Source organism: Mesorhizobium sp. P2_A8, from assembly GCF_056404935.1.
Map to the genome: position 1 here is coordinate 490744 of NZ_JBFUDB010000005.1, position 23900 is coordinate 514643.

Consider the following 23900-nt stretch of genomic DNA (forward strand, 5'->3'; position numbering starts at 1 on the left):
CGCCAGATCAAACCGCCGCAGGAAACTGCAATTTCAAAGCAGCGTCAGTTGCACCTGGTCTTTTCCGGCGGCAACGAACTGGTCGGTCCGAAGCGTGCGCCGCTCGACGTTGAGGCCGAGCCGCTTGGCGGTGATCTCGAAGCGCCGGCCGATCTGCCAGGCGTAGGGACCGGCGCCCTTCATGCGCTTGCCCCATTCCGAATCGTAGTCCTTGCCGTCGCGCATCGAGCGGATCAGCGAAATCACGTGACGGTAGCGGTCGGGATAGTGGCGCAGCAGCCAGTCCTTGAAGATGGGACTGACCTCCAGCGGCAGGCGAAGTATGACATAACCCGCCTCGCGTGCGCCGGCGGCGCGCGCCGAATCCAGAATGCGTTCCATCTCCTGGTCGGTCAGGCCGGGAATGATCGGCGCGACCATGACCGAAGCCGGAATGCCGGCATCCGAAAGCTGTCGGATGGCTTCCAGCCGCTTGGTCGGCGTCGAGGCACGGGGCTCCATCGTCCTGGCCAGCATGCGATCGAGCGTCGTCACCGACAGCGCCACCTTGGCCAGCCCGCGCTCGGCCATGCGCGACAGGATATCGATGTCGCGCGTCACCAAAGCGGACTTGGTGACGATGCCGACCGGATGGCCGCGCGCTTCCAGCACTTCGAGGATCTCGCGCATGATCCGGTATTGTTTCTCGATCGGCTGGTAGGGATCGGTGTTGGTGCCGATGGCGATGGTGCGCGGCTGGTAGCCATCCTTCGACAACTCCTTGTCGAGCAAGCGCGCCGCATCCGGCTTGGCGAACAGCTTCGATTCGAAATCGAGACCCGGCGACAGGCCCATGAAACTGTGTGTCGGCCGCGCGAAGCAGTAGACACAGCCATGCTCGCAGCCGCGATAGGGGTTGATCGAACGGTCGAAGGAGATGTCCGGCGATTCGTTGCGGGTGATGATGGTGCGCGGCTTCTCGACCTGCACTTCGGTCTTGAAGGGCGGCAGTTCCTCCAGCGAATTCCAGCCATCATCGAAGACATGCCGGCTGACCGGCTCGAACCGGCCGGACGGATTGATGCCCGCCGACCTGCCGCGATTGCGGTCCGGACGGACACGCATGCCACTCTGCTCGATCATCGCATTGGCCATCTCGGCTCTTCCTGCCCCGAAAGCTGCAATGTCGGCGCGCACGATCTGTTCCATCTTCGCCCGCTCCCAAGGACTGTCCATGTTGTGTCGAATCGTTCTGTTCATGAAATTATTCCTATTTAGTCGATGAGAACAAAGCAAGAACTTTTTGGGGTGCATTGCAAAAACTGGCGCTGCGTTCGGCTTTCCGCTATTCGGCTAATGATGCTCAGTGTTCTGATCGAGACCCGCAATGACGAGGAGGGCCTAGCCCGTACGCTCGGCTCGCTGATTGGCGGCGCGGTCGAGGGCGTGGTGCGTGACGTCATCGTCTGTGACACGGGTTCCACCGACCAGACGCATCGAGTTGCCGAGCATGCCGGCTGTCAGTACGTGACCGGCGGTATCGCTGTCGGCATCCGCCAGGCCAAGGGCGACTGGCTGCTGCTTCTGGAGCCGGGCGCGCGGCTGGTGGAAGGCTGGATCGACGCGGTTGTTGCCCACACGGCGAGGCAGACCATGGCGGCGCGGTTCTCGCGGGCGCGCGGCAGCCGGACACCGTTCCTGGCCCGGATCTTTTCGGGAAACCGCGCCTTGGCCGACGGGTTGGTGATTCGCAAGCATCAGGCCGCGGCAGCGGCCAAGAGTGGCGGAAGCGCCGAGGCCATCGCACGCGGCCTTGCGACAAAGCGTCTCGACGCCGAAATCTGGGTGGCGCCGCCGAGGCAAGAGCACCGCTCGCCGACGTGATTTTTTTGCAGCTGCTCTGTCCATTGTGCATTGCACAAAATCTGACGGGGGGTTAGCTTCCCGTAGGCGGGTGAATTGGGTTTGGGTCATGCCGAGTGGTGAGCACCCGATGCGGCATCGGTGTCGCCCTCATAGCCGAGGACCCAATGAACCTTTCAACCCCCGACAAATCCGGCACGGCCAGTCTCGAGGCTATTGCGCGCAACGGCAGCCTGCTGCGGCGCATCGCCGTGCGCATTCCGACCTATCTGACGGACCTGCGCGAAAACCCCGCCTGGCTGCCGATGTTCGTGCTGGCGCGCACAATGCCTGGGCGCCGGATGCATTGGCTCGGCGCAAGACGAGCCCGCCCGGCCGACAATGCGGGGGACACGATGTTTGCCGGCGTCGACCGCCAAGCAGTGGTCGAAGCGCTGCGTTCCGACGGGCTGTTTTCAGGCCTGGTCCTGCCGCCGGCGATCCACGAAGAGATCTCGGATTTCGCCCGGCGCACGCCTTGCTTCGGCAATTTCGACCGCCGTCTCGAATTCATGCCGGGTGAACATGCCGAGGCCGAGAAGCGCTTTGGCCGCTCGCTGCTCAGCGGGCATTTTTTCGAGCGCATCCTCGACTGCCGGGCGGCACTCGCCATCCAGCGCGATCCGCTGCTTCTCGACATCGCAGCGCACTATCTCGGCGGCCAGGCGAAACTGATCACGACGCGCGTCTGGTGGAGTTTTCCGACCGGTGCAGCTTCGGACGCCGACAAGAACCTTGCCTCGCTCGGCAAGTATCATTTCGACCTCGATGACTGGCGCATGCTGAAATTCTTCTTCTATCTCAAGCCGGTCGACGCCGACACCGGTCCGCATGTCTATGTCCGGGGCAGCCACAAGCGCCGCAGCCTCAAGCACCAGCTCACCCTGCTGGTCGGCCATCCTGCGCAAGAGGTTCTGGATGTCTATGGCGAGCAGAGCCCGGTGACGCTGACCGGCGACGCCGGCCTCGGCTTCGTCGAGGACCCGTTCGGCTTCCACATGGGCACAGTGCCGGCGCGCACGCCGCGCCTGATGATGGAAGTCGGCTTCGGCGTGTCGCCGCCGTCACGCCGACGCTTTCATGGCGAGCCGGTCATCCGCTGAAGGGAATTTCCGAAGCTCATTAGGACAGGCATCCAGCGAGCGCGGCGTCTGGCCTGGCGCTGCTCTCTGCTTTCGGCATCGAAGTCGACGGACACCGGTTCCTGATTGAACCGCTCTCGGTCGTCCAGGGCGTTGATGATGACGATCGCCCTGGCGTCGTCATCATCCCCGGCGATTGCAGCGACATAGACGCCGCACTCCCGGCAGATCAAATAGTCGGCCGTCCTCAGCCCAAACCGATATGTCCGCAATTGCGTTCTGTCCTTGACCGAGATGGTCAATCTGCCGGCCGGATCGGCGACGGCGCGCGAACCATGCTTGACGCAGAACGAGCACTGGCAGGCGCGAACTTCGACTTGCGACGGGTCGAGCCCGGTTGAAAATCCAAGGCGAACGTTGCCGCAATGGCATCCGCCAGTATGCACATTCATCGTACCTGCCTTGTCGTGACGGCGATGATCGCCTTCACGCAGGGTACTTTCCCCGGGGTTCGGTTTGAATGGGGTTTCGAAGGCGCCGGTATTGTTCTGCCTTGCAAATACGGCGTGGAACCGGCGCTTTGCCTTGGCTTTTACGGAGCCGATTTTCCGCGCCGCTGGTGCTCGTCCAGGCGCGGCATGATCTCGACGAAGTTGCAGGGCATATGCCGGTAGTCGAGCTGCGCCTTGAGGATGCCGTCCCAGGCGTCCCTGCAGGCGCCGGGCGAGCCCGGCAGCACGAAGACGAAGGTGGCGTTGACGACGCCACCGGTCGCCCGGCTCTGGATCGTCGAGGTACCGATCTTGTCGTAGGAGATGCGGTGGAACACTTCCGAAAAGCCGTCCATGCGCTTTTCGAAGATCGGCTCCAGCGCTTCCGGCGTCACGTCGCGGCCGGTGAAGCCGGTGCCGCCAGTGGTGATCACGACATCGATCGCCGGGTCCTTCGACCAGCCGAGCACCTTGTCGCGGATTTTCTCGCGGTCATCGGTGACGATATCGCGGGCGGCCAGGATGTGACCGGTTTCAGTGATGCGGTCGGCCAGCGTCTGGCCGGATTTGTCGTCGGCAAGCCTGCGTGTGTCGGACACGGTCAGCACCGCTATGCGGATCGGGATGAAAGGCCGGCTCTCGTCAATCCTGGCCATCTCAATCGGCCTCCGATGTCATGCTGCGCGTCGCGGCGACGAACCAGTCGGGCTGGCGGCTGCGGATGTCGGCAGCGGCGCGTTTGGCAACATTGCCGGTCTCGAACAGGCCGAAGCATGTCGCGCCGGACCCGGACATCCGCGAGAATCCCGATCCAGCCTTGTTGAGCCAGGAAAGCGCTCTGCCGATGGCGGGCTGCATCGTCAGCGCTGCAGGCTCAAGATCATTGCGGGTGATCTCCAGCCAGTTGCGCAGGCTATGGAAATCGATGCTGCGCGGCAGCGGCGGCAGTGGCTCGTTGTCGCGGCGGGAAAGCGCTGCGAAGACCTCGGCGGTCGAAAGGGCGGTGCCCGGATTGACCAGCACCAGCCCGAGCGCCGAAAAATCCGGCACCATCGTCAACTCGTCACCAATACCGCGCGCGACCAGCGGCTTGGCCGCCAGGCACATCGGCACATCCGCACCAAGCGAAAGGCCGATCCGCGCCAGCTCGGTGGCATCGATATCCAGGCCCCATGTCTCTGCCAGCCCGCGCAGCACGGCCGCCGCGTCGCTCGAGCCGCCACCGACGCCGGAGGCAACCGGCAGGTTCTTTTCAAGCCGGATGGCGACCGGCGGGGTTCTCTTGGATCCGGCTTCCCTTCGCAGGGCATCGCGAGCCTTGAGCACCAGATTGCTGGCGTCGAGAGGAACGGCCGGCGCATAACGGCCGGACACGGCAAAATCATCGCTGTCGGCGAGCGCGATCTCGACCCTGTCGCCAAAACGCGTGAACACCGCCAGGCTTTCGATCAGGTGATAACCGTCGGGGCGCCTGCCGGTGACATGCAGCGCCAGATTGATCTTGGCATGCGCGTGCCAGGTACGCGACCCGATGTCGGTGTCCACGGCGTCAGTCGTATGCGGGATGATGGTCAGTCCTTGGCCAGCCGGTATTCACCGGTCTTGGGATCCTTGACAAGCGTACCCATCGCGCCGTTGGCAGCCTGCTTTTCGGTACGCCGCACCTTGGCGGTCACGCGCTCGGCTTCGCGGATGAAGGTGCGGTAGCCGAAATAGGCGGCGACGCCAACGACGGTGAAGAAAATAATCTGCGGCATGCCAAAACTCCTCCCACGCTGGGCCGGCGAAGGCGGCCGGTCGGGTCGGTTGATACATGTCGCCCAAAAGTGGATCCGGTTTTGGGAAAACGACATGCATGAGACTTCAAGCGGTTATGCTAGACGGTTTTGCCGGGTTTTCAAAGCCCGAACCGTGCCCACAACGCGCGCTCTTCCGCCGCATCGATGACGCCGCTGGCGGCTGCGGCCGCGATATCGGGCGCCGAAAAGCCCTTGCTTGAGCCGAACAGGCCGAAGCGGCTGAGGAAACCGCGCGGCGTCGTGATCAGCCTGAGCTGGGTTTTCGCTCCGAAACGGGTTTTCAGCACCGTGCGCATGTCGCCGAGCGCGTCGACGAGGCCGAGTTCGAGGCCCTTCATGCCAGTCCAGAACAGGCCGGTGAACAGGTCCGGATCGTCCTTCAGCTTCGTGCCGCGCCTCTCCTTGACGAGGTCGATGAAGGTGCCGTGCACCTCGAGCTGCAGCGCCTTCAGGCGCTCGACGTCTTCCTTCTTCTCCGGCTTGAACGGATCGAGCACAGCCTTGTTCTGGCCGGCGGTGTGGACGCGGCGCTCGACACCGATCTTCTTCATCAGCTCCGGAAAGCCGAATGAGGCCGAGACCACGCCGATCGAACCGACGATCGAGGACGGATCGGCGAAGATCTCGTCGCCGGCGACCGCGATCATGTAGCCGCCCGATGCCGCGACATCCTCGACGAAAACCAGCACCTTTTTGTCCTTCTCGGTCGCCAGGTCGCGGATGCGCTTGAAGATCAGCCGCGACTGCACCGGCGAGCCGCCGGGCGAATTGATCGAGATGGCGACCGCCGGCGCATCGTAGGAAAACGCCTTTTCGATGAGGCCGGCGGTGGAGGCAAGCGACAGGTTCTGCCGGAACTGACCGCCCGACATGATCGTGCCGTGCAGCCGGATGACCGGAATGGTGACGACCGTGGAGCGCCAGGATTTCGGCAGCAGGCGGTTGAAAAGTCGTTTCACGTGGGCGCGGTCTCCGGTCGATGGGTTGCTGGCATGTAGGGATTCCCGGGCCAACGGCAATGTGGCGGGGCAGAATAGCTCAGTCTCCGAACAACGAGGCGAGGCCGTTGGTGATCATTTCGCTGCGTTCATCAGGACCGCGGCCCGATTGCGCGTGAAGCATCAGGGGAGGGCGGATGGCGAGTTTCCCCCGCGCCCCGAGCGCTGCCCGCACCACGATGCGGATCGCCGCCGCGTCGGGGCGTGGGTGGACGGCGAGCATCTCGGCGTCGCCGAAGCGCCCGGCGAGCGCATCGAGAATCGAGCCGAACTGATCCGGCCGGGCGATCACGGCAAGCCCGCCGCGCGGCCTGACCACCGCCGCCGCGCTGCGGATCCAGCTCTCGAACAGCCCGTCCTCCATGACATGCGCTTCCTTTCTCAGGCGATCTGGCGTGGCGCGGTCCCGTGCGGCGTTGAAAGGCGGGTTCATGATGACGAAGTCGAAGTCATTGTCGGCGAGGCCGGCCGCCGCCCGGGCTCGGCCCGATACGGTGACATCAGCGACCAGCACGGAGGCACGATCGCTGAGATGGGCATTGCCGGGATGGGCAAGGGTGGCCGCGGCGAAGGCTGCCATTTCCGGCGCGCGTTCGACAAGCACGGCCACGGCCGCCGGGCAGCGCGACAGCACCGCCAGGCTCGCGGCCCCGGCGCCGGCTCCGAAATCGGCGAGACGTCCGCCAAAAGAGGATGGCACGGACGCCGCGAGCATCATCGCATCCATGCCGGCGCGATGCCCTCCCTGCTTGGGCTGCACGAGCCAGAACCGGCCGCGATGGAAAGCATCGACCGTGTGGGCCGGCGTGTCCGGGGCAAGGGTGGCCGGTGCGGCGGGCATTATTTTCCGCGGATTTCGTTGGCGATGCCGGCATCCGTCAGGATGCGCCGTGCCGCGTCGGCCTTGTCGGCGTCGACCATGACGCGTCGCGGCAGGATGCCGAGCGAGCCGTCGAGCACGCTCATGTTCTGGTCGGCGACGAAGCAGCCGATGCCGGCATCGCGCATCAGCGATTCGACAAAGGAGATGATGACGGCGTCGTTGGTGCGAATGAGCTCTATCATCGGGCGAAACTCTCAGTTTGCGGCGCATATGTAAACGGGCAGGCGGATTTCCTGGCCAAAGCCGACCTCCCTTTCGGCGTCGGTTGACAGGCTGTCATCGCCGCCGCGCCAATTCGCCACTTGCCGTGGCCGTGTCTGCCGCCCTAGAGTCCATACAGGGACCAAGGGTGCCGTCGCACGCGTTATACCAAGACGGGAGTGATTGTCGTGGGTGTCGTTCTCAACATCGAAAACGGGAAGCGGGAACCCGCATCCATCAAGGATTTGATCGACCTGACGGCGGCCGATATGGGACGCGTCAACGAATTGATCCTGTCCAAGGCCGGTTCCGACGTCGAGATGATCCCGGAGGTTGCCAACCATCTGATCTCGTCCGGCGGCAAGCGGCTGCGGCCGATGCTGACGCTCGCCGCCGCGCAGATGTTCGGCTATGCCGGCGAAGGCCATGTCAAACTCGCCACGGCTGTCGAGTTCATGCATACGGCGACGCTTCTCCACGACGATGTCGTCGACGAGAGCGGCATGCGGCGCGGCAAGAAGACCGCCCGCATGATCTGGGGCAACCAGGCGAGCGTACTGGTCGGCGATTTCCTGCTCGGCCAGGCCTTCCGCATGATGGTCGATGTCGGCTCGCTGGAAGCGCTCGACATCCTGTCGAGTGCGGCCTCGATCATCGCCGAGGGCGAGGTGATGCAGCTTGCCGCAGCCAAGAACCTCGAAACCACCGAGGACGAGCATTTCGCCGTCATCAAGGCTAAGACCGCAGCGCTGTTTTCGGCCGCTGCCGAGGTTGGCCCGGTGATTGCCCAGGCGACCCGCAATGACCGCGCCGCGCTGCGCTCCTACGGCATGAACCTCGGCCTTGCCTTCCAGCTGATCGACGATGCGCTGGACTATGGCGGCACCAGCAAGGATCTGGGCAAGAATGTCGGCGACGATTTCCGCGAGGGCAAGGTGACCTTGCCGGTCATTCTCGCCTACAGGCGCGGCACCAAGGCCGAGCGCACCTTCTGGAAGCGCGCCATCGAGGACAATGTCACCGATGACGCAGGCCTGGAAAAGGCGATCGGCCTGATGACCCGCCACGGCGCCATTGCCGACACGATCGGGCGCGCCCGCCATTTCGGCGAGATCGCCCGAGATGCGCTGGCGCCGCTGGAGGCGACGCCGCAGAAATCGGCGCTGATCGACGTCATCGATTTCTGCATCAGCCGGGTGAACTGAGCGGCTGGCGTTTCGCCGGCTCCCTCTGGCCTGTTGTGGGGAGGAAGGTCGCGAATCCCGGTCTTGCCGTCTCGACAAGCTGCCCCGCCGCAAATTATCTATAAAACATGGCAAAGGGCACAGACGACACCATCGCCGTCCGCATCAGCAAGGTACTGGCGGACCGCATCATCTCGGGCGCGATCGAGCCCGGGGCTCGTCTTCGGCAGGATCACATCGCCGAAGAATTTCAAACCAGCCATGTGCCCGTGCGCGAGGCCTTCCGCCGTCTCGAAGCGCAAGGGCTGGCCGTCGGTGAGCCGCGCCGTGGCGTGCGTGTCGCGTCTTTCGATCTGGGCGAGGTCAAGGAGGTCGCCGAAATGCGAGCGGCACTTGAAGTGCTGGCGCTGCGCCATGCCGCGCCGCACCTGACGTCAGCCATTCTCCATCTGGCCGAGGAGGCGACCAAGGCCGGCGACAAGTCCCGCGATGTCAGGTCGTGGGAAGAAGCCAACCGCGCCTTCCACCGGCTGATCCTGGCGCCATGCGGCATGCCGCGCCTGCTCGCCACCATCGACGATCTGCACGCGGCGAGTGCCCGCTTCCTGTTCGCGGCATGGCGCTCGGAGTGGGAGACACGCACCGATCAGGACCACCGCGCGATATTGGCCGCCTTGCGGCAGGGAAATACCGAATCGGCAGCAGCCACGCTGGGGCGGCATGTCCAATGGATCGGCCGCAAGCCGGTCAGGACCGCCTCCGGAACGACGCGAGAAGCCTTTGCCATCGTCGGCTGATGCATGCCGCCCAAAAGTGGCGCCGGGTTTTGGGACAACGACAAGCAAGCGCGTCGCGACGCGCTTTGGACGGTGTCTGCAGAGGGAGGACTTGCTATCTCACCGGAATTGTGGATTCGATAATAGATCGAAAACAGAAATTATCTATAATTTGCAATCGAGCGAAGGAATCCCAATGACAGATGTTGCATTCTCGTCCCACAACCCGTCGTTCAGCCCGCTCCGGCTTCAGGGTCGCTCTCTCGGCTGGCAGGTCGGGGCCGTCGTGCTCGGCACATTGTTCCTGGCGCTGTCGTCCTACATCGAAGTGCCGATGGTGCCGGTTCCCATAACCATGCAAACCTTTGCCGTGACGCTGATCGGCGCGCTCTATGGCTGGCGGCTTGGCGCCATCACCATCGCCGCTTGGCTGGTCGAGGGCGCGGTCGGCTTTCCGGTTCTGGCTGGAGGGGCAGCCGGTGTGCAGCATTTCGTCGGGCCGACGGGCGGCTATCTTTTCGCCTTCCCGATTGTCGGCGCGCTCGTCGGCTGGCTGGCTGAACGCGGCTGGAACGGCAACAGGGTGGTGCTCGCCTTCGCCGCCATGCTGCTCGGCAACCTTGCCTGTCTGGTGCTCGGAACAGCATGGCTCGCCATCATGATCGGCGCCGAAAAGGCCATCACCTTCGGCTTCCTGCCGTTCATCGTCGGCGGATTGCTGAAGTCGGCCCTCGGTGCCGCGACGCTGATGGCCCTTCCCGGCAGCAAGGCGAAATCGGGCAATCCGTGACGATCAGGCTGCGCGCCCATCACCTCCTTTGCCTGCTCACCTATGTGGGCAAGGGATACAGCCCCGCCTTCACCGCCAATTACGACAGGATCGCGGAGCGTCTGAGCCGGGGCGAGGACATCCTCCTCGTTTCCGGCCCGGACGACGTCTGCGCCCCGTTGCTCGACCAGCCGGAACCGCACTGCCTGCGCGAAAGCGCCGCCGAGCGGGACCAACTGGCGGCGCAGGATGTGGCGGATCTGCTGGCGCGGCCAATCCGGGCTGGTGACCGCCTCGATCTCGATGCGGCAATCCTGGCACGGATGCGGCAGGCATTTTCGGCCGGCCTCGTCCGCAAGGCCTGCGGCGGCTGCGAGTGGAATGGGCTGTGCAGTTCGGTTGCGGCCGGCGGTTATCGTGACACGCAGGTGCAGCGGCCTGCCTTGCCGGGCAAGCATTGATATCGGCGAGGGAGTCTCGCGGTCGAATCTGTGATATGGTCGGCTCCGCGCAGGGTCATGGCCGGAACTCGAAACCGGAAAACTGTCCCTTGTCGCCATGGTTTGTTAATCGGGTGCCCGGATTGTGAATTCGAGGCGGATTGAAGCGCGACCCCAAAAAGGCCATGCTTTGCCCGGAAAGATCGAGTCTACGTCGATCCCGCTGACGCGGAGATGACGCCTGGCTGAAAGGGATACGATGCAGCAAGGACGTGCGCGCTGGCTGACAAGGCTGGCAATTGTGACGGGCATGGCGATCTCGGCTTTGCCGGCCTATGCCAAGCAAACCACCGAACCGGTCAAGATCACGTCGTTCTCGGGAGCCTATCTGGCCGCCCGCATCGCCGAAGGCGACAATGACCTCGACAATGCCATTGCGTATTACAAGCAGGCATTGGCCTTCGATCCGAGCGACACCGGCCTGCAGCAGAGCCTGATGCTGTCGCTGATCGCTCAAGGGCGCTTCGACGAATCCCTGGTCTATGCCGACAAGCTCAAGGAAGTTCCCGATGTCGAGCGCTTCTCGCGCCTGGCGCTGGCGGTCGATTCCTTCCACAAGAAGGATTTTGCCAAGGCACAGTATTGGCTCAAGCTCTCACTGGAATCGGACCTCGACCGGCTGATCTCCGGGGTCATGTCCGGCTGGGCCGAACAAGGCGCCGGCCAGCCCAGCGATGCGATGGCTTCCATCGACAAGCTCCAGGGCCCGGATTGGTTCGGCCTGTTCAAATCCTTCCATCGCGCGCTGATCGCCGACGCCTCTGGCATGCCTGAAAAGGCAGAGGCGATCTACGCCGCGACGATGCAGGATACGGCCGCTGGTGGTGCGGCTCCCGAAACCTGGATGCGCAACGCTCAGGCCTACGCGTCGTTCCTGGCCCGCAAGGGCGACAAGGCCAAGGCGCTGTCGGTGCTCGATCAGGCCGAGGCGTTTTCGCCCGGCAAGCTGGAAATCGTCGCTTTGCGTGACAGGATCAGCAAGGGCGACAAGATCGCGCCTTTCGCTGCCGGTCCGTCGGACGGTGCGTCGGAAATCCTGCTTGATCTCGCCACGGCGCTCAATCGTGGTGGCGGCGAGCCGTTCGTCCGCCTCTATCTGCAATATGCCCTTGCCCTGAAGCCCGACAGCGACGCAGCCCTCGTGCAACTCGCCGCGGTGTCCGAGCAGCTGAAGGACGGCGAGGGCGCCATCGCGCTCTATCGGCGGATCCCCGACTCTTCGCCGCTGAAGGAGCTTTCGGACCTGCAACTCGGCCTCAACCTTGCCGATCTCAATCGCCAGGACGAGGCGATCACGCATCTCAAGGCATTCGTCGATGCGCATCCCGACGACATGCGCGCCTATCTGGCGCTTGGCGGCGTCTATTCGTCGAAGGATGATTTCCGCTCGGCGGCCGATCTCTACGACAAGGCAGTCACGGTGCTGAAAACGCCGACGGCGGCCAACTGGAACATCTTCTACCAGCGCGGTATCGCCTATGAGCGGCTGAAGGAATGGCCGAAGGCCGAGCCGAACTTCCGCAAGGCGCTGGAACTGTTCCCCGACCAGCCGCAGGTGTTGAACTATCTCGGCTATTCCTGGGTCGACATGAACACGAACCTCAAGGAAGGCCTGGCGATGATCCAGAAGGCCGTCGATCTCAGGCCGAGCGACGGTTACATCGTCGATTCGCTGGGCTGGGCCTATTTCCGCCTCGGCCGGTTCGACGACGCGGTGCGCGAAATGGAACGCGCCGTGTCGCTGAAGCCGGAGGATCCGGTTCTCAACGACCATCTCGGCGATGCCTACTGGCGCGTCGGCCGCAAGCTGGAAGCCACCTTCCAGTGGAACCAGGCGCGCGACCTGAAGCCGGATCCCGATGTGCTGGCCACCTTGCAGCAGAAGCTGATGAAGGGCTTGCCGCCGATCGAATCCAACACGGCGCAGGAAACCCCCAAGGTCAAGCCTGAGCCGGTGCCTGCCCCGAAGGGGTGAAATCGGTTTTCAGAATGCAAACGGGGCTCTTTTCGGAGCCCCGTTTTCGTTTGGACTCCATCCGCTCAAAACGCACACGCGCAATGTGCTGGAAACTACCTCAGAACAGCTTTCGATAGACGACGAAGCCGGAACGTTCGCCGACCTTGTCGTAAAGCTTCATCGCCGTGTGATTGGTCTCATGCGTCAGCCAGTACACCCGGCCCGAACCGGCAACCTGGGCACGCTCGTAGACGCCCTCAATCAACGCCCGGCCGATGCCTTTGCCACGCGCGGCCTGCGTGGTGAAAAGATCCTGCAGATAGCAATTAGGCGCGATCGCCGTTGTGCTGCGGTGGAAGAGGTAGTGCACGAGGCCGAAAAGCTGTCCCTCGCTCTCGGCAACCAGCGCATGCATCGGCTCATAGGCATCGAAGAAACGCGACCATGTCATGGCGGTGATCTCGCCTGGCAGAGCCGTCTCGCCGGAGCGGCCATAAAATGCGTTGTAGCCGTCCCACAGCGGCAGCCACTGGTCGAAATCTTGGCGCGTGATGGGGCGGATGATGATCGGGCTGGGCATGGCTGAGCCTGTTGTGGTTGACGCGGACGAGGCATGGAACTGATCGCAGGCGCCAATGGCCGGCAATGGGCCAGCAGCTCGCAATGCATTCAACATCTTCGGCAGGGCGCGGCAGTCCGCGTCGGCGCGGCTTGCTTGACGCTTCGCCGCCGGGTCTCTAGGACGTGCCGGCAAGCTAGCCTTTGCTGTCGAGGCCCCCGTGAAGAATGAAATCCCCGCCCATATGCATCCCAGCCGCTCGTTCCAGGGGCTGATCCTGACCTTGCACAATTACTGGGCGGACTATGGTTGCGTCATCCTGCAGCCCTACGACATGGAGGTCGGCGCCGGCACCTTTCACCCGGCGACCACGTTGCGCGCACTCGGGCCAAAACGCTGGAGCGCCGCCTACGTCCAGCCTTCGCGTCGCCCCAAGGATGGCCGGTACGGCGAGAACCCGAACCGGCTGCAGCACTATTACCAGTATCAGGTGATCCTGAAGCCGAACCCGCCGAACCTCCAGGAGCTCTACCTCGGCTCGCTGGCGGCGATCGGCGTCGATCCGCTGCTGCACGATATCCGCTTCGTCGAGGACGACTGGGAAAGCCCGACGCTGGGTGCGTGGGGCCTTGGCTGGGAGTGCTGGTGCGATGGCATGGAAGTGTCGCAGTTCACCTACTTCCAGCAGGTCTGCGGCATCGAATGCGCACCGGTGGCGGGCGAACTGACCTACGGGCTTGAGCGGCTGGCCATGTATGTGCAGGGCGTCGACAACGTCTACGACCTCAACTTCAACGGCCGCGAAGGCGCCGACAAGGTCACCTACGGCGATGTCTTCCTGCAGGCCGAGCAGGAATATTCGCGCCACAATTTCGAATACGCCAACACGGCAATGCTGCTGCGCCACTTCGAGGACGCCGAGGCCGAGTGCAAGGCGCTGCTCGATGCCGGTGCGCCGGCGTCCAACGACAATCTGCCGATGCACCGCATGGTCTTCCCGGCCTACGACCAGTGCATCAAGGCCAGCCATGTCTTCAATCTGCTCGATGCGCGCGGCGTGATTTCGGTCACCGAACGGCAGAGCTACATCTTGCGGGTGCGCAATCTGGCGAAAGCCTGCGGCGAGGCGTTTTTGAAGACGCAGGCCGGCGGACGGGCGGCCTGAGTTCAGGCACGCTTCGTCATGTCGAGGGAAGCGTTGACCGGCAGTGCGTTCTGACCGCTGGCACCGTCGATCGTGCGCAATGCCTGCCTCACACCCGGCATCGAGAAAGCGCCGTGGGCCTGCGCGGTGAAGCAGGCGCTGAGCGCGAGGATCTGCAGTAGTCTTGATGCCGTTTTCATGGTCGTTCAGCCCAATAGTTCCCTGCCTGAGCGTGGGTCGCTTCAGCGCTGCATTCGGTTCATGGAAATCTTTGATCCAAGGACGGGCGGGATCGCCTCGTACCGACAGGGCCGCCAGAATTTCCGGAAATCAGTCGAAGTCGGCGATCGCCGCGCGGAAAGGGTGACAGCGGCCAGCCGAGTTGCTATGCCCCGCGCGGACCATTTTTGCCGCGTGAGCCCCATCCATGCCTGACCTGCTTCTAGAACTTCGCTCGGAAGAGATTCCTGCCCGCATGCAGCGCAAGGCGGCGGGTGATCTCAGGAAGATGCTGACCGACGGTCTGGTCGAGGCAGGGCTGACCTATGAGGCGGCGCGCGAGTACTGGACGCCGCGGCGGCTGGCGCTCGACATCCGTGGGCTCAACGCGCGCTCGAAGGATGTAAGCGAGGAGATCAAGGGGCCTTCGACGACCGCGCCTGAGCAGGCGGTCCAGGGTTTCCTGCGCAAAGCCGGGCTTTCGTCGATCGCCGAGGCGCATGTCCATTCCGACCCGAAGAAGGGTGACTTCTATGTAGCCCACATTTCGAAGCCGGGCAGGGCGGCGGAAGAGGTCATTGCCGAAATGGTGCCGGGCATCATCCGCAGCTTTCCCTGGCCAAAATCAATGCGCTGGGGGCCGGCCTCGGCCAAGCCCGGCTCGCTGCGCTGGGTGCGGCCGCTGCAATCGATCCTGTGCACATTCGGCCCGGAAACCGAGGAGCCGGTGGTGGTCGATTTCGAAATCGACGGTATCCGCTCTGGCAACATCACCTACGGCCACCGCTTCCATGCGCCTGATGCCATCACGGTGCGCCGCTTCGACGACTATGTCTCCAAGCTGGAAGCGGCGAAGGTCGTGCTCGACGCCGACCGGCGCAAGGAAATCATCCTTGCCGATGCCCGCAATCTTGCCTTCGCAAATGGGCTCGATCTGGTCGAGGACGACCGGCTGCTGGAGGAAGTGTCCGGCCTGGTCGAGTGGCCGGTGGTGCTGATGGGCGAGTTCGAGGAGGCTTTCCTGGCCATTCCGGCCGAAGTGATCCGGCTGACCATCCGCGCCAACCAGAAATGCTTTGTGACGCGGCCGCAGGGTATTGCCGAAGATCTTTCCAATCGCTTCATCCTCACCGCCAACATCGAGGCCAAGGACGGCGGCAAGGAGATCGCTCACGGCAACGGCAAGGTGGTGCGTGCCCGCCTGTCCGACGCGCTCTATTTCTGGACGACCGATCAGGGCGATTTGCCGGATCTCGGTGAGCTCGAGGCATCGGCGGAAAAATTCGGGCTCGACCTGAAGAAGCCGCTCGACCAGCGCATGGCCCGCCTCGACCATCTCGGCGTCACCTTCCACGCCAAGCTCGGCACGCAGGGTGAGCGGGTGGAGCGGATTGCCCGGCTGGCGGAAGAACTGGCGCCGATCGTCGGCGCCGATCCCGCGCTGGCGCGCCGCGCCGCGGTCCTCGCCAAAGCCGATCTCACCACAGAAGTCGTCGGCGAATTTCCAGAACTGCAAGGCGCCATGGGCTGCAAATACGCGCTGCTGCAGGGTGAGCATCCATCCGTGGCCGCCGCCGCTGAAGAACACTACAAGCCGCAAGGCCCGTCCGATCGCGTGCCGAGCGATCCGGTTTCGATCACTGTCGCGCTCGCCGACAAGCTCGACACGTTGGCCGGCTTCTGGGCCATCGATGAAAAGCCGACAGGGTCGAAAGATCCCTATGCACTGCGGAGGGCGGCGCTCGGGGTGGTGAGGATCGTTCTCGAAAACAAGATCAAACTCTCCTTCAGCACCGCCATTGCTGCGACGGTCGCGGCGGCACTTTTTGCCTATGAACGTTTGGGTGAGGGCACCGCGAGTCGTGGCGTCGTGGCGATGCTGGATGCGCGGATTCAAGACTACCGAGGGGAAAGTCGTCTGCTGCTGGAAGCGGGTCTTGTCGCCGAGTTGGTGAAGACCGGTCTGAGGAAGGCAATATCCGAAACCTTTGGCACTGCTGACTCGGAACGAGAGTTCTTCGACGGGCAGCGTATAATGGAACTGCAGGCCTCTTTGGCTCCGTTCACCGATGACCTCCTCGCTTTCTTCCATGACCGCCTGAAGGTCTACCTGCGCGACCAGGGCGCCCGGCACGATCTCATCGACGCCGTCATCACACCGCAGTCCGACGACCTCTTGCAGATCGTCCGCCGGGTCGAGGCGCTTGGCGCCTTCCTCGAAAGCGAGGACGGCAGCAACCTGCTCGCCGGCACCAAGCGCGCGGCCAACATCCTGGCCGCCGAGGAGAAGAAGAAAACGGCGGTCGCCGACCATGTTGAGCCGGCGCTGTTTCGCGAGGATGCCGAGAAATCGCTGTTTGCGGCGGTGAATCTGGCTGAGAAGCAAGCCGGCGAAGCGATTCAAAACGAAGACTTTTCCGGCGCCCTGCTGGCGCTTAGCGTGTTGCGCGAACCGGTTGATTCATTCTTTGAGCGTGTTCTCGTGAATGATGACGACGAGGCGGTGCGCGCCAACCGCCTGGCGCTGCTTGCCCGCATCCGCGCGGCCACCGGTCAGGTCGCGGATTTCTCGAAGATCGCCGGCTGAGAAGCATGATCCCGATAAGTCTGTAGGCCCAGGAAGATTTTCTTTGCCACCGGCCGTTCGAGCCGGCTTACAGTCATATGACGATGATCTCTCCGTGGCAAAAGGGACATGTTCCCCAACCCACGGTGGCTTCCATGAATACCGATCACGAAATCGAAGTGACAGAAGAAACTTCGGCTCCCGCCGAGGCGCTTGAATCCGCTTCCGAAACCAACCTCGACCATGCCGCTGCCGCCACGGTCGAAGCGACCGATCTGTCGGATGACGATGAAGATGGCGACGATGAAGACGGCGAAGAGTCTGACCAGGACGACGCCGAAGCCGCCACGCTCTCGGGTGACGACGAAGACGATGAGGACGAAGACGACGACACGGAAAAAGCCGCCTGATTTTCAGCTGCTCCGTCTATCGATGGCAGGGCGGCGCTAACGCGCCGCCCTTTTCCGTCAGATGCTAGCCTTCTCAGTTTTCCAGAATGCTGACGCGCACGCTGTTTTCGTAGACGTCGACCTGGATCAGCGGTTCGCCGTTGACGATGGCGCGTTTGGTCGAGGAACTCATCGCGCCGGAGCGCTGCAGCATGCGTTGCAAATCGGCGCGCTGGTCGTTGGTCCTGAACCAGCCATCACCCTCGTCGTCGCTGTCGCGACGGTGGAATTTGTGCCAGTTGGCGCGATCCTGCCGCACCATCTGCGCCGCGCTCTCCAGCGCATAGCCGTCACTTGCCTGATGATCCCTGTCTGAAATGCGCGCGACATAGGATCCCAGCATGTCATCGGCATGAGCCGCGCCGGCGCCAAACAATGATGCCAGCAGAAGTCCTGCCGCGGTGACAGTTCTGAATGTTCTCATGATCAACCCCCTTTGAACGACGAAATCCCGTCTGCCAGAGCCGCTTGACGAATTTCGGGCGCTGGCGTCCAGCGGCGATGACAAACTGGAGCGGAATTCGTCCGGCAATGGTGCGCCGGGCACCAGATCGCAGTCAAGCCGCGCCGTCGGGCTACTTGGCTTTGCCGGACGCGGGCATATGTTGAGCTGCTGGCTGCGCCGGCGCGCTCGGTGGTGTGGCAGATTTTGTCCCGGCGTCTCCGGCAGGGGCGGCGGAGGCAGTGGCCGTTGCCGGCGCGGTGCCCGTCGCCGGCGCGGCGGCTTTCGCAGGTGCGGCGGTTGGCGTCGGCGCCGAGAAGGCGGGACCGACGACGCCGCCGCGAATGACCATCGGGTTCTGCTCGAAGCCATGGCTGGCCTCGGGCTTGTCCGGGATCGCTGCCACCTTCTCGTCGGTGACGTCGGGCTGTGTTTCGCCCAGCCCCACCACCGATTGCACCGCCTTGGCGGTGTCGGCGGTCTTCAGCGGTTTGGCGGCATCGAGCCTGATGATGGATGGTGTCGAGGACGGCACACCTGGAAAAACCAGCGACGACGCCTGTGCCCCGCCGGTCACCACCGCAAGAACAGTCCCCAGCAGGATACGCACAGACACGATGATCGCTCCCCTTTGCCCAGAAGCCGCACAGTAGCGGGCCGGAATTGATGCCGGCTTTCGCGGAAACATAGCATTTTAGGGATTGATAAATCGCCAATGGCCGGACTTGCCCAACAGCCGCCATCGTACTACGCAGCCGGCATCTGCGAGGTGACGAGAGTGGCTGAAATACTTGTCGTCGGCGAGGCGTTGGAGCGGGCGCTGGCGCTGCTTCGGAGCGGCGATGTCGTCGCCATCCCGACGGAAACCGTCTACGGGCTTGCCGGCGACGCCACCAACGGCATCGGTGTGGCACGCATTTTCGAAGCCAAGGGGCGGCCGCGCTTCAACCCGCTGATCGCCCATGTCGCCGACATGGCGATGGCCGAACGCATCGCACTGTTTGATCCGCTGTCGAAAAAACTGGCGCTGGCGTTCTGGCCCGGGCCGCTGACGCTGGTGCTGCCGCAGCGGCCCGGCAACGGCATCCATCCGCTGGTAACGGCCGGGCTCGATACGATTGCCTTGCGCATGCCAAGGGGCTTTGGCGGCGATCTCATCGCCAGGCTCGGCCGCCCGCTTGCCGCGCCCAGCGCCAATTCATCCGGCAAGATCAGCGCGACGACAGCACAGGCGGTGGCGGCGGATCTCGGCGCCAGGATCAAACTTGTGGTCGATGGCGGCGCGACACCGGTCGGACTGGAATCGACCATCGTCAAGGCCGAAGGGGAAAGATTGCGGCTGCTCCGGCCCGGCGGCATTGCCGCCGAAGACATCGAGGCGGCTATCGGCATGAAGCTTTTGCGTGGCGGTGCCACCGGCGTCGAGGCGCCGGGCATGCTTGCCTCGCATTATGCGCCGGGTGCTGCTATGCGGCTCAATGCCGGGACAGTCGGTGCGGGCGAAGCCCTGCTCGGCTTCGGCAGCCGGCGAGCCGAAGGCTGGCGTCGCGCCGCCGCTTTCCTCAATTTGTCCGAAGCCGGTGACCTGCGCGAAGCGGCGAGCAATCTTTTCGCCTACATGCAGGATCTCGATCGCAGCGGTGCGCGGACCATCGCGGTCGAGCCGGTTCCGTTCGACGGGCTTGGCGAGGCGATCAACGATCGACTCTCGCGAGCAGCCGCCCCTCGTGACAACACACAGCCCGCAACATAGTTTTCCCACATGACCGAAATCTCAGAAAAGCTTGAGCCCGCACTCATCGATCGCTTCGCGGCGATCGTCGGTGACAAATATGCGCTGCGCGACCAACACGATATCGCGCCCTACCTCATCGAGCGGCGCGGGCTCTGGCATGGCGCGACATCGCTGGTGTTGCGGCCGGGCAGCGTCGAGGAAGTCAGCCAGATCATGCGGCTGGCGACCGAGACGGGAACGCCAATCGTGCCGCAGAGCGGCAACACCGGGTTGGTCGGCGCCCAGGTGCCGGACAGGTCCGGCCGCGAGATCGTGCTGTCGCTGTCGCGGCTGAACCGCATTCGGGAGATCGATGTCCGGTCCAACACGGTGACGGTCGAGGCCGGCGTCATCCTGCAGACGCTGCAGGAAGCGGCGGATGCCGCCGACCGGCTGTTTCCGCTGTCGCTGGCGGCGCAAGGCTCCTGCCAGATCGGCGGCAATCTGTCGTCCAATGCCGGCGGCACCGGCGTGCTTGCCTATGGCAATGCGCGCGAGCTCTGCCTCGGTGTCGAAGTTGTGCTGCCGACCGGCGAGGTGTTCGACGATTTGCGCAAGCTGAAAAAGGACAACACCGGCTACGACCTGAAGAACCTGTTCGTCGGCGCCGAGGGCACGCTCGGCGTCATCACCGCGGCCGTGCTCAAGCTGTTCCCGAAGCCGAAGGGGCGAGAGGTCGCGTTCGTCGGCCTGTCGTCGCCCGAAGCCGCGCTTTCCCTGTTCAGCTTGGCAATGGACCGCGCCGGAGCGGCCCTTACCGCCTTCGAGCTGATCGGCAGGCGGCCATACGACTTCACCCTGGCGCATGCCCAGGGCGTGGTGCGGCCGCTGATTGAGGATTGGCCGTGGTATGTGCTGATGCAGATTTCGTCCGGCCGTTCATCGGAGGATTCGAGAGCGTTGATCGAGGACGTGCTCTCGGCAGGCCTTGAACAGGAATTCGTCGGCGATGCCGTCATCGCGGCAAGCCTTGGGCAAGGGGACGTCTTCTGGAATTTCCGCGAGGTGCTGCCCGAAGCGCAGAAACCGGAGGGTGCCTCGATCAAGCACGACATTTCCGTGCCGATCGCATCAATCCCGCGTTTCATCGAAGAGGCCGCCGGTGCGGTGGCGTCGGTGAGTGCCGGCGCCCGCGTGGTCTGCTTCGGCCATATGGGCGACGGCAATCTGCACTATAACATCTCGCGGCCTGTCGACGGCGACGACGAGGCGTTTCTCGCTCTCTATCACACCATGAACAAGGCGGTGCACGACGTGGTGCGCAGCCTGCACGGGTCGATCTCGGCCGAGCACGGCATCGGCCAGTTGAAGCGCGACGAACTGATCGCCACCGCGCCGCCGATGGCGATCGACCTGATGCGCCGGGTGAAGGCTGCCTTCGACCCGGCCGGTATCATGAATCCCGGTAAGGTTATCTGATCCTTTCAACATCTTGTTGCTGGTGGCATTCCGATAACCATCCCTGAGATCAGCAAAATTTAACCGACTTTCTTAAGCGGGGCGGTAAGGAGCCCGCGCTACTGTCTGCTTACAAACGAGGCTGGAAAAACCGGCCCGGAGAGAACCGGACACCGGCTCTCAGGAGACAGACAGGAAGGCACTCAATGAATACCGGACTGAAGCCAGTCTGGGCGGGACGCAACATGCGTCTCGACCCATTCCGCCTGCCGCAGGTGGTAAGCTACGCCACACGCGACAACTACGGCGACGTGACCTTCACCATCGACCAGCGTGGCGCTGTGATCCGCCGCATGCTCGAGATGAGCGGTTTGCCGGCGATCATCGCGCTGCCCGCCAATGCGTTTCGCGGCGTCGCCGCCCGTGCGATGGAGGATCCGGACGGCAACGTGACGGTGACGCTGGAACTCCTGCACAACGATCCGATGCTGTCGGTGCCGCTGCTGGTGGCCGATGATCTCGAGGACGTCGCCGCCGACTGGCGCGCCTGGGCCGACGCCTACCGTCTGCCGATGCTGCTGATCGAATCGGACGGCGTTGCCCGTACCCTCGAAGAATCGCTCGGCGCCGCCATCAAGACGCTGCCGCCGCAGGCTCGTCGCAAGGGCCGCGTTTCGAACATGCGCCGCCCGCGCTTCCTCGCTCGCCGCAGGGCCGGCGACCTTGGTCTCAGGCTGGTCATAGACGGCCAGGAGATCATTTCGCGAGACTGAGCACGATCCTTTGGGACATGCTCGAAAAGCGAAGCCGCTAAACCAGCGGCTTCAGCGCCACCCACACAGCACCGCCGATCAGGCCAAGGAAGATCAGCCAGCCGACCTGGTTGTTCGACCGGAACAGCCGCAGGCACTGGTCCGGATTGTCGATGTCCAGCACGGCGATCTGCCGGGCCATATGAGCGCCGGCGGCGATCAGTCCGGCCAGCGCCGGCACCGGAGCCTGGGCCGATGCAAAGGCGATGGCGAAGCAGATCAGCGTGCCGCCATAAAGCCCTGCCAGCCATGATTTGGTGTTGTCGCCGAACAGGCGTGCCGTCGAGCGCACGCCGACAATGGCGTCATCTTCCTTGTCCTGGTGCGCATAGATCGTGTCGTAGCCGATCACCCACAGGATCGAACCGATGTAGAGCATGATGGCCGGCCCATCGAGATCGCCGAACTCGACCGCCCATCCCATTAGCGCACCCCAGGAAAAAGCAAGCCCGAGTACCAGTTGCGGCCAGTTGGTTATCCGTTTCATGAACGGATAGACGGCGACGATGGCCAGCGAACAGATGCCGAGCAGAATGGCGAAACTGTTAAACTGTAGGAGCACCACCAGGCCAACCAGCGCCTGCAGGATGAGAAACACCCATGCCCGCCGGCGCGTGGCCTTGCCCGATGGCAGCGGCCGCGAGCGCGTCCGCTCGACCTTGTTGTCGATGTCCTCGTCGACCAGGTCGTTGTAGGTGCAGCCGGCGCCGCGCATGGCGATGGCGCCGACCAGGAACAGCACGAGATACAATGGCGCTGGCAGCAGCGAGAGCAGCGGATCGCCGGGACGCGGATAGGCGCTCGCCGCAAGTGCCGCCGACCACCAGCATGGCCATAGGAGCAATTGCCAGCCGATCGGCCTGTCCCACCGCGCAAGCTGCGCATAGGGCCATATCGAGCGCGGCAGCACGCTGTAGACCCAATGGCCGTTCGGCGCATCGGCGACACGGCCCTGGGCCGCTTTCGACTGGATCGGTTCCATCATGCTGGATTGGCAGCAGACTGGAAGGCCGTCAAGCAGTCTCGCTGGCGGACGCGAAGATGTCATGGGAGGCGAACCAGACCTTGGCCACATCGATGAACGCCAGCGCCGCATTCGATACGCGCTGGTGCGTGTCATAGGTGAGCAGGATCCGCTGCTTGGGCAGCGGATCCGACAGCGGTTTGCAGATCAGCGGCAGGCCGTCATAGCTGCGGTCGCCATGCGGGCGGGTGTAGCTGACGGCGACGCCGAAGCCGTTGGCCACCATGCTGCGCTGGAGTTCGAACGAACTCGTCGTTGTGTCGGCCACCGGAGAGAGGCCGCGGCTGCGAAAGAGGTCGAGCATATGCTGCCAACTGTGCGGCTGATCCGTCGTGATCAGCGGATAGGCTGCCAGATCCGCCAGGCTGATCTCGGGACGATCCGCCAGGGCATGGCCTGCCGGCAACAAGGCATGGGGGCGAAGTTCGCGCAGCAGGATGCGGGCGAAATGTGTCGGCAGGCTGAGATCATAGGTGAGGCCGAGATCAATGGCGGCATCGCCAAGCCGCCGCGCCAGCGTCTCGAACGTCTCGTCGCGAACGACGATTTTCACGGCCGGATAGCGTTCGGAGAAGGCACGGATCAGGGCCGGTGCGAAGAAAGGGGCCAGGTCCTCGAAACAACCCAGCACCAGTTCACCGCCGACAGCCGATTTGCTTGAGCCGAGGCCGACGAGTTCGTCCGTCTCGGTGAGAACCTGTCTTGCCTTCGCCACGACAGCGCGGCCGAACGATGTCGCCGACACGCCGCTTCCTCGCTGGCGGACGAACAGTTTCTGGCCGAAATTCTTTTCGACGGCGTCGATGGCCACCGAAATCGAAGGCTGCGAGACGTTTAGCATCTTCGCGGCGCCAGTGACGCTGCCATGGCGCGCAACGGCGACCAGATAACGCAGCTGCGTGAGGGTCACATTCATAGGGTGATCCTATGTACCAAATGAGAAGTTATTATTTTACTGAATGAAAGAGGGTTGCGATAGTCGGTTATTCCAA

The 23900-nt window shown here is 63.6% G+C and carries 27 protein-coding genes; 13 read left to right on the forward strand and 14 right to left on the reverse strand.

Annotated features, from left to right (window positions below; translation table 11 throughout):
- Positions 1-33: 33 nt before the first annotated feature.
- Positions 34-1188, reverse strand: coding sequence for a PA0069 family radical SAM protein (locus AC1D10_RS17525; protein WP_477274137.1), 1155 nt, complete (start codon positions 1186-1188; stop codon positions 34-36).
- Between the two features lie 150 nt (positions 1189-1338).
- On the opposite strand from AC1D10_RS17525, the gene AC1D10_RS17530 reads away from it, so the two are divergent.
- Together AC1D10_RS17530 and AC1D10_RS17535 are read left to right on the forward strand one after the other, a co-directional pair.
- Positions 1339-1863: a glycosyltransferase family protein gene (locus AC1D10_RS17530; protein ID WP_477274139.1), complete on the forward strand. Its 525-nt coding sequence runs from the start codon at positions 1339-1341 to the stop codon at positions 1861-1863.
- A gap of 146 nt (positions 1864-2009) precedes the next feature.
- A complete protein-coding gene (locus tag AC1D10_RS17535) occupies positions 2010-2984 on the forward strand; it encodes a hypothetical protein (RefSeq protein WP_477273927.1) in 975 nt (324 codons plus the stop codon).
- On the opposite strand, the gene AC1D10_RS17540 is transcribed toward AC1D10_RS17535, so the two are convergent.
- The 7 genes from AC1D10_RS17540 to AC1D10_RS17570 all read right to left on the reverse strand — a co-directional run bounded on the left by AC1D10_RS17540 (position 2960) and on the right by AC1D10_RS17570 (position 7316).
- Entirely contained in the window at positions 2960-3415 is a 456-nt protein-coding gene (locus AC1D10_RS17540; protein WP_477273929.1) for a GFA family protein, read from the reverse strand. The genes AC1D10_RS17535 and AC1D10_RS17540 overlap by 25 nt on opposite strands.
- Positions 3416-3555: 140 nt before the next feature.
- Positions 3556-4110: a molybdenum cofactor biosynthesis protein B gene (moaB, locus tag AC1D10_RS17545; RefSeq protein ID WP_477273931.1), complete on the reverse strand. Its 555-nt coding sequence runs from the start codon at positions 4108-4110 to the stop codon at positions 3556-3558.
- Position 4111: 1 nt separating this feature from the next.
- On the reverse strand, positions 4112-4999 hold the full coding sequence (locus AC1D10_RS17550) for a 4-(cytidine 5'-diphospho)-2-C-methyl-D-erythritol kinase (protein WP_477273933.1): 888 nt from the start codon (positions 4997-4999) through the stop codon (positions 4112-4114).
- 26 nt (positions 5000-5025) lie between these two features.
- Positions 5026-5211: a membrane protein gene (locus AC1D10_RS17555; RefSeq protein WP_027023000.1), complete on the reverse strand. Its 186-nt coding sequence runs from the start codon at positions 5209-5211 to the stop codon at positions 5026-5028.
- A gap of 140 nt (positions 5212-5351) precedes the next feature.
- Complete coding sequence (locus AC1D10_RS17560; RefSeq protein ID WP_379105658.1) at positions 5352-6212, reverse strand: S49 family peptidase; 861 nt, start codon at positions 6210-6212, stop codon at positions 5352-5354.
- A gap of 79 nt (positions 6213-6291) precedes the next feature.
- Positions 6292-7092: a tRNA1(Val) (adenine(37)-N6)-methyltransferase gene (locus AC1D10_RS17565; protein ID WP_477273935.1), complete on the reverse strand. Its 801-nt coding sequence runs from the start codon at positions 7090-7092 to the stop codon at positions 6292-6294.
- Positions 7092-7316 carry a putative signal transducing protein gene (locus tag AC1D10_RS17570; protein ID WP_023759075.1) on the reverse strand — a complete coding sequence of 75 codons (225 nt, stop codon included), beginning with the start codon at positions 7314-7316 and terminating at the stop codon, positions 7092-7094. The genes AC1D10_RS17565 and AC1D10_RS17570 overlap by 1 nt, the downstream gene beginning before the upstream one ends.
- A 207-nt stretch (positions 7317-7523) precedes the next feature.
- Here AC1D10_RS17570 and AC1D10_RS17575 point away from each other — a divergent pair, with 207 nt between their 5' ends.
- From AC1D10_RS17575 to AC1D10_RS17595, 5 genes are all read left to right on the forward strand, one after another.
- Positions 7524-8540 carry a polyprenyl synthetase family protein gene (locus tag AC1D10_RS17575; protein ID WP_379105662.1) on the forward strand — a complete coding sequence of 339 codons (1017 nt, stop codon included), beginning with the start codon at positions 7524-7526 and terminating at the stop codon, positions 8538-8540.
- A 107-nt stretch (positions 8541-8647) separates the two neighbouring features.
- On the forward strand, positions 8648-9316 hold the full coding sequence (locus tag AC1D10_RS17580) for a GntR family transcriptional regulator (RefSeq protein ID WP_477273938.1): 669 nt from the start codon (positions 8648-8650) through the stop codon (positions 9314-9316).
- Between the two features lie 175 nt (positions 9317-9491).
- Positions 9492-10085: a biotin transporter BioY gene (locus AC1D10_RS17585; RefSeq protein WP_477273940.1), complete on the forward strand. Its 594-nt coding sequence runs from the start codon at positions 9492-9494 to the stop codon at positions 10083-10085.
- The gene (locus AC1D10_RS17590) at positions 10082-10525 is read left to right on the forward strand and encodes a DUF1284 domain-containing protein (RefSeq protein WP_477273942.1); all 444 of its coding nucleotides are present in this window, start codon (positions 10082-10084) and stop codon (positions 10523-10525) included. Before AC1D10_RS17585 ends, AC1D10_RS17590 begins: the two co-directional genes overlap by 4 nt.
- A 238-nt stretch (positions 10526-10763) precedes the next feature.
- On the forward strand, positions 10764-12539 hold the full coding sequence (locus AC1D10_RS17595; protein WP_477273944.1) for a tetratricopeptide repeat protein: 1776 nt from the start codon (positions 10764-10766) through the stop codon (positions 12537-12539).
- 100 nt (positions 12540-12639) lie between these two features.
- Here the strand turns inward: AC1D10_RS17595 and AC1D10_RS17600 are convergent, their stop codons facing one another.
- Positions 12640-13101, reverse strand: coding sequence for an N-acetyltransferase family protein (locus AC1D10_RS17600; protein WP_477273946.1), 462 nt, complete (start codon positions 13099-13101; stop codon positions 12640-12642).
- Positions 13102-13324: 223 nt separating this feature from the next.
- Between AC1D10_RS17600 and AC1D10_RS17605 the strand changes: the two genes are divergently transcribed.
- Entirely contained in the window at positions 13325-14245 is a 921-nt protein-coding gene (locus AC1D10_RS17605; RefSeq protein WP_477274141.1) for a glycine--tRNA ligase subunit alpha, read from the forward strand.
- A 2-nt stretch (positions 14246-14247) separates the two neighbouring features.
- Here AC1D10_RS17605 and AC1D10_RS17610 read toward each other — a convergent pair whose 3' ends face one another.
- A complete protein-coding gene (locus AC1D10_RS17610) occupies positions 14248-14424 on the reverse strand; it encodes a hypothetical protein (RefSeq protein ID WP_477273948.1) in 177 nt (58 codons plus the stop codon).
- 227 nt (positions 14425-14651) lie between these two features.
- Between AC1D10_RS17610 and glyS the strand changes: the two genes are divergently transcribed.
- Positions 14652-17030 (forward strand): glycine--tRNA ligase subunit beta, encoded by a 2379-nt coding sequence (gene glyS / locus AC1D10_RS17615; protein ID WP_477273950.1) that lies wholly within the window; start codon positions 14652-14654, stop codon positions 17028-17030.
- Between the two features lie 134 nt (positions 17031-17164).
- On the forward strand, positions 17165-17419 hold the full coding sequence (locus tag AC1D10_RS17620; protein ID WP_477273952.1) for an ATPase: 255 nt from the start codon (positions 17165-17167) through the stop codon (positions 17417-17419).
- A gap of 73 nt (positions 17420-17492) precedes the next feature.
- Here AC1D10_RS17620 and AC1D10_RS17625 read toward each other — a convergent pair whose 3' ends face one another.
- Together AC1D10_RS17625 and AC1D10_RS17630 are read right to left on the reverse strand one after the other, a co-directional pair.
- Positions 17493-17882, reverse strand: a complete 390-nt coding sequence (locus AC1D10_RS17625; RefSeq protein ID WP_477273954.1) for a hypothetical protein — start codon at positions 17880-17882, stop codon at positions 17493-17495.
- 151 nt (positions 17883-18033) lie between these two features.
- Positions 18034-18516, reverse strand: a complete 483-nt coding sequence (locus AC1D10_RS17630) for a hypothetical protein (protein ID WP_477273956.1) — start codon at positions 18514-18516, stop codon at positions 18034-18036.
- A gap of 162 nt (positions 18517-18678) precedes the next feature.
- Between AC1D10_RS17630 and AC1D10_RS17635 the strand changes: the two genes are divergently transcribed.
- From AC1D10_RS17635 to AC1D10_RS17645, 3 genes are all read left to right on the forward strand, one after another.
- Positions 18679-19653 (forward strand): L-threonylcarbamoyladenylate synthase, encoded by a 975-nt coding sequence (locus AC1D10_RS17635; RefSeq protein ID WP_477273958.1) that lies wholly within the window; start codon positions 18679-18681, stop codon positions 19651-19653.
- Between the two features lie 9 nt (positions 19654-19662).
- Positions 19663-21093, forward strand: a complete 1431-nt coding sequence (locus tag AC1D10_RS17640; protein WP_477273960.1) for an FAD-binding oxidoreductase — start codon at positions 19663-19665, stop codon at positions 21091-21093.
- Positions 21094-21278: 185 nt separating this feature from the next.
- Positions 21279-21845 carry a DUF6101 family protein gene (locus AC1D10_RS17645; protein ID WP_379105689.1) on the forward strand — a complete coding sequence of 189 codons (567 nt, stop codon included), beginning with the start codon at positions 21279-21281 and terminating at the stop codon, positions 21843-21845.
- A gap of 37 nt (positions 21846-21882) precedes the next feature.
- Here the strand turns inward: AC1D10_RS17645 and ubiA are convergent, their stop codons facing one another.
- Positions 21883-22866 (reverse strand): 4-hydroxybenzoate octaprenyltransferase, encoded by a 984-nt coding sequence (ubiA, locus tag AC1D10_RS17650; RefSeq protein ID WP_477274143.1) that lies wholly within the window; start codon positions 22864-22866, stop codon positions 21883-21885.
- Positions 22867-22897: 31 nt separating this feature from the next.
- Positions 22898-23824: a LysR family transcriptional regulator gene (locus tag AC1D10_RS17655; protein WP_477273962.1), complete on the reverse strand. Its 927-nt coding sequence runs from the start codon at positions 23822-23824 to the stop codon at positions 22898-22900.
- Positions 23825-23900: the final 76 nt, after the last annotated feature.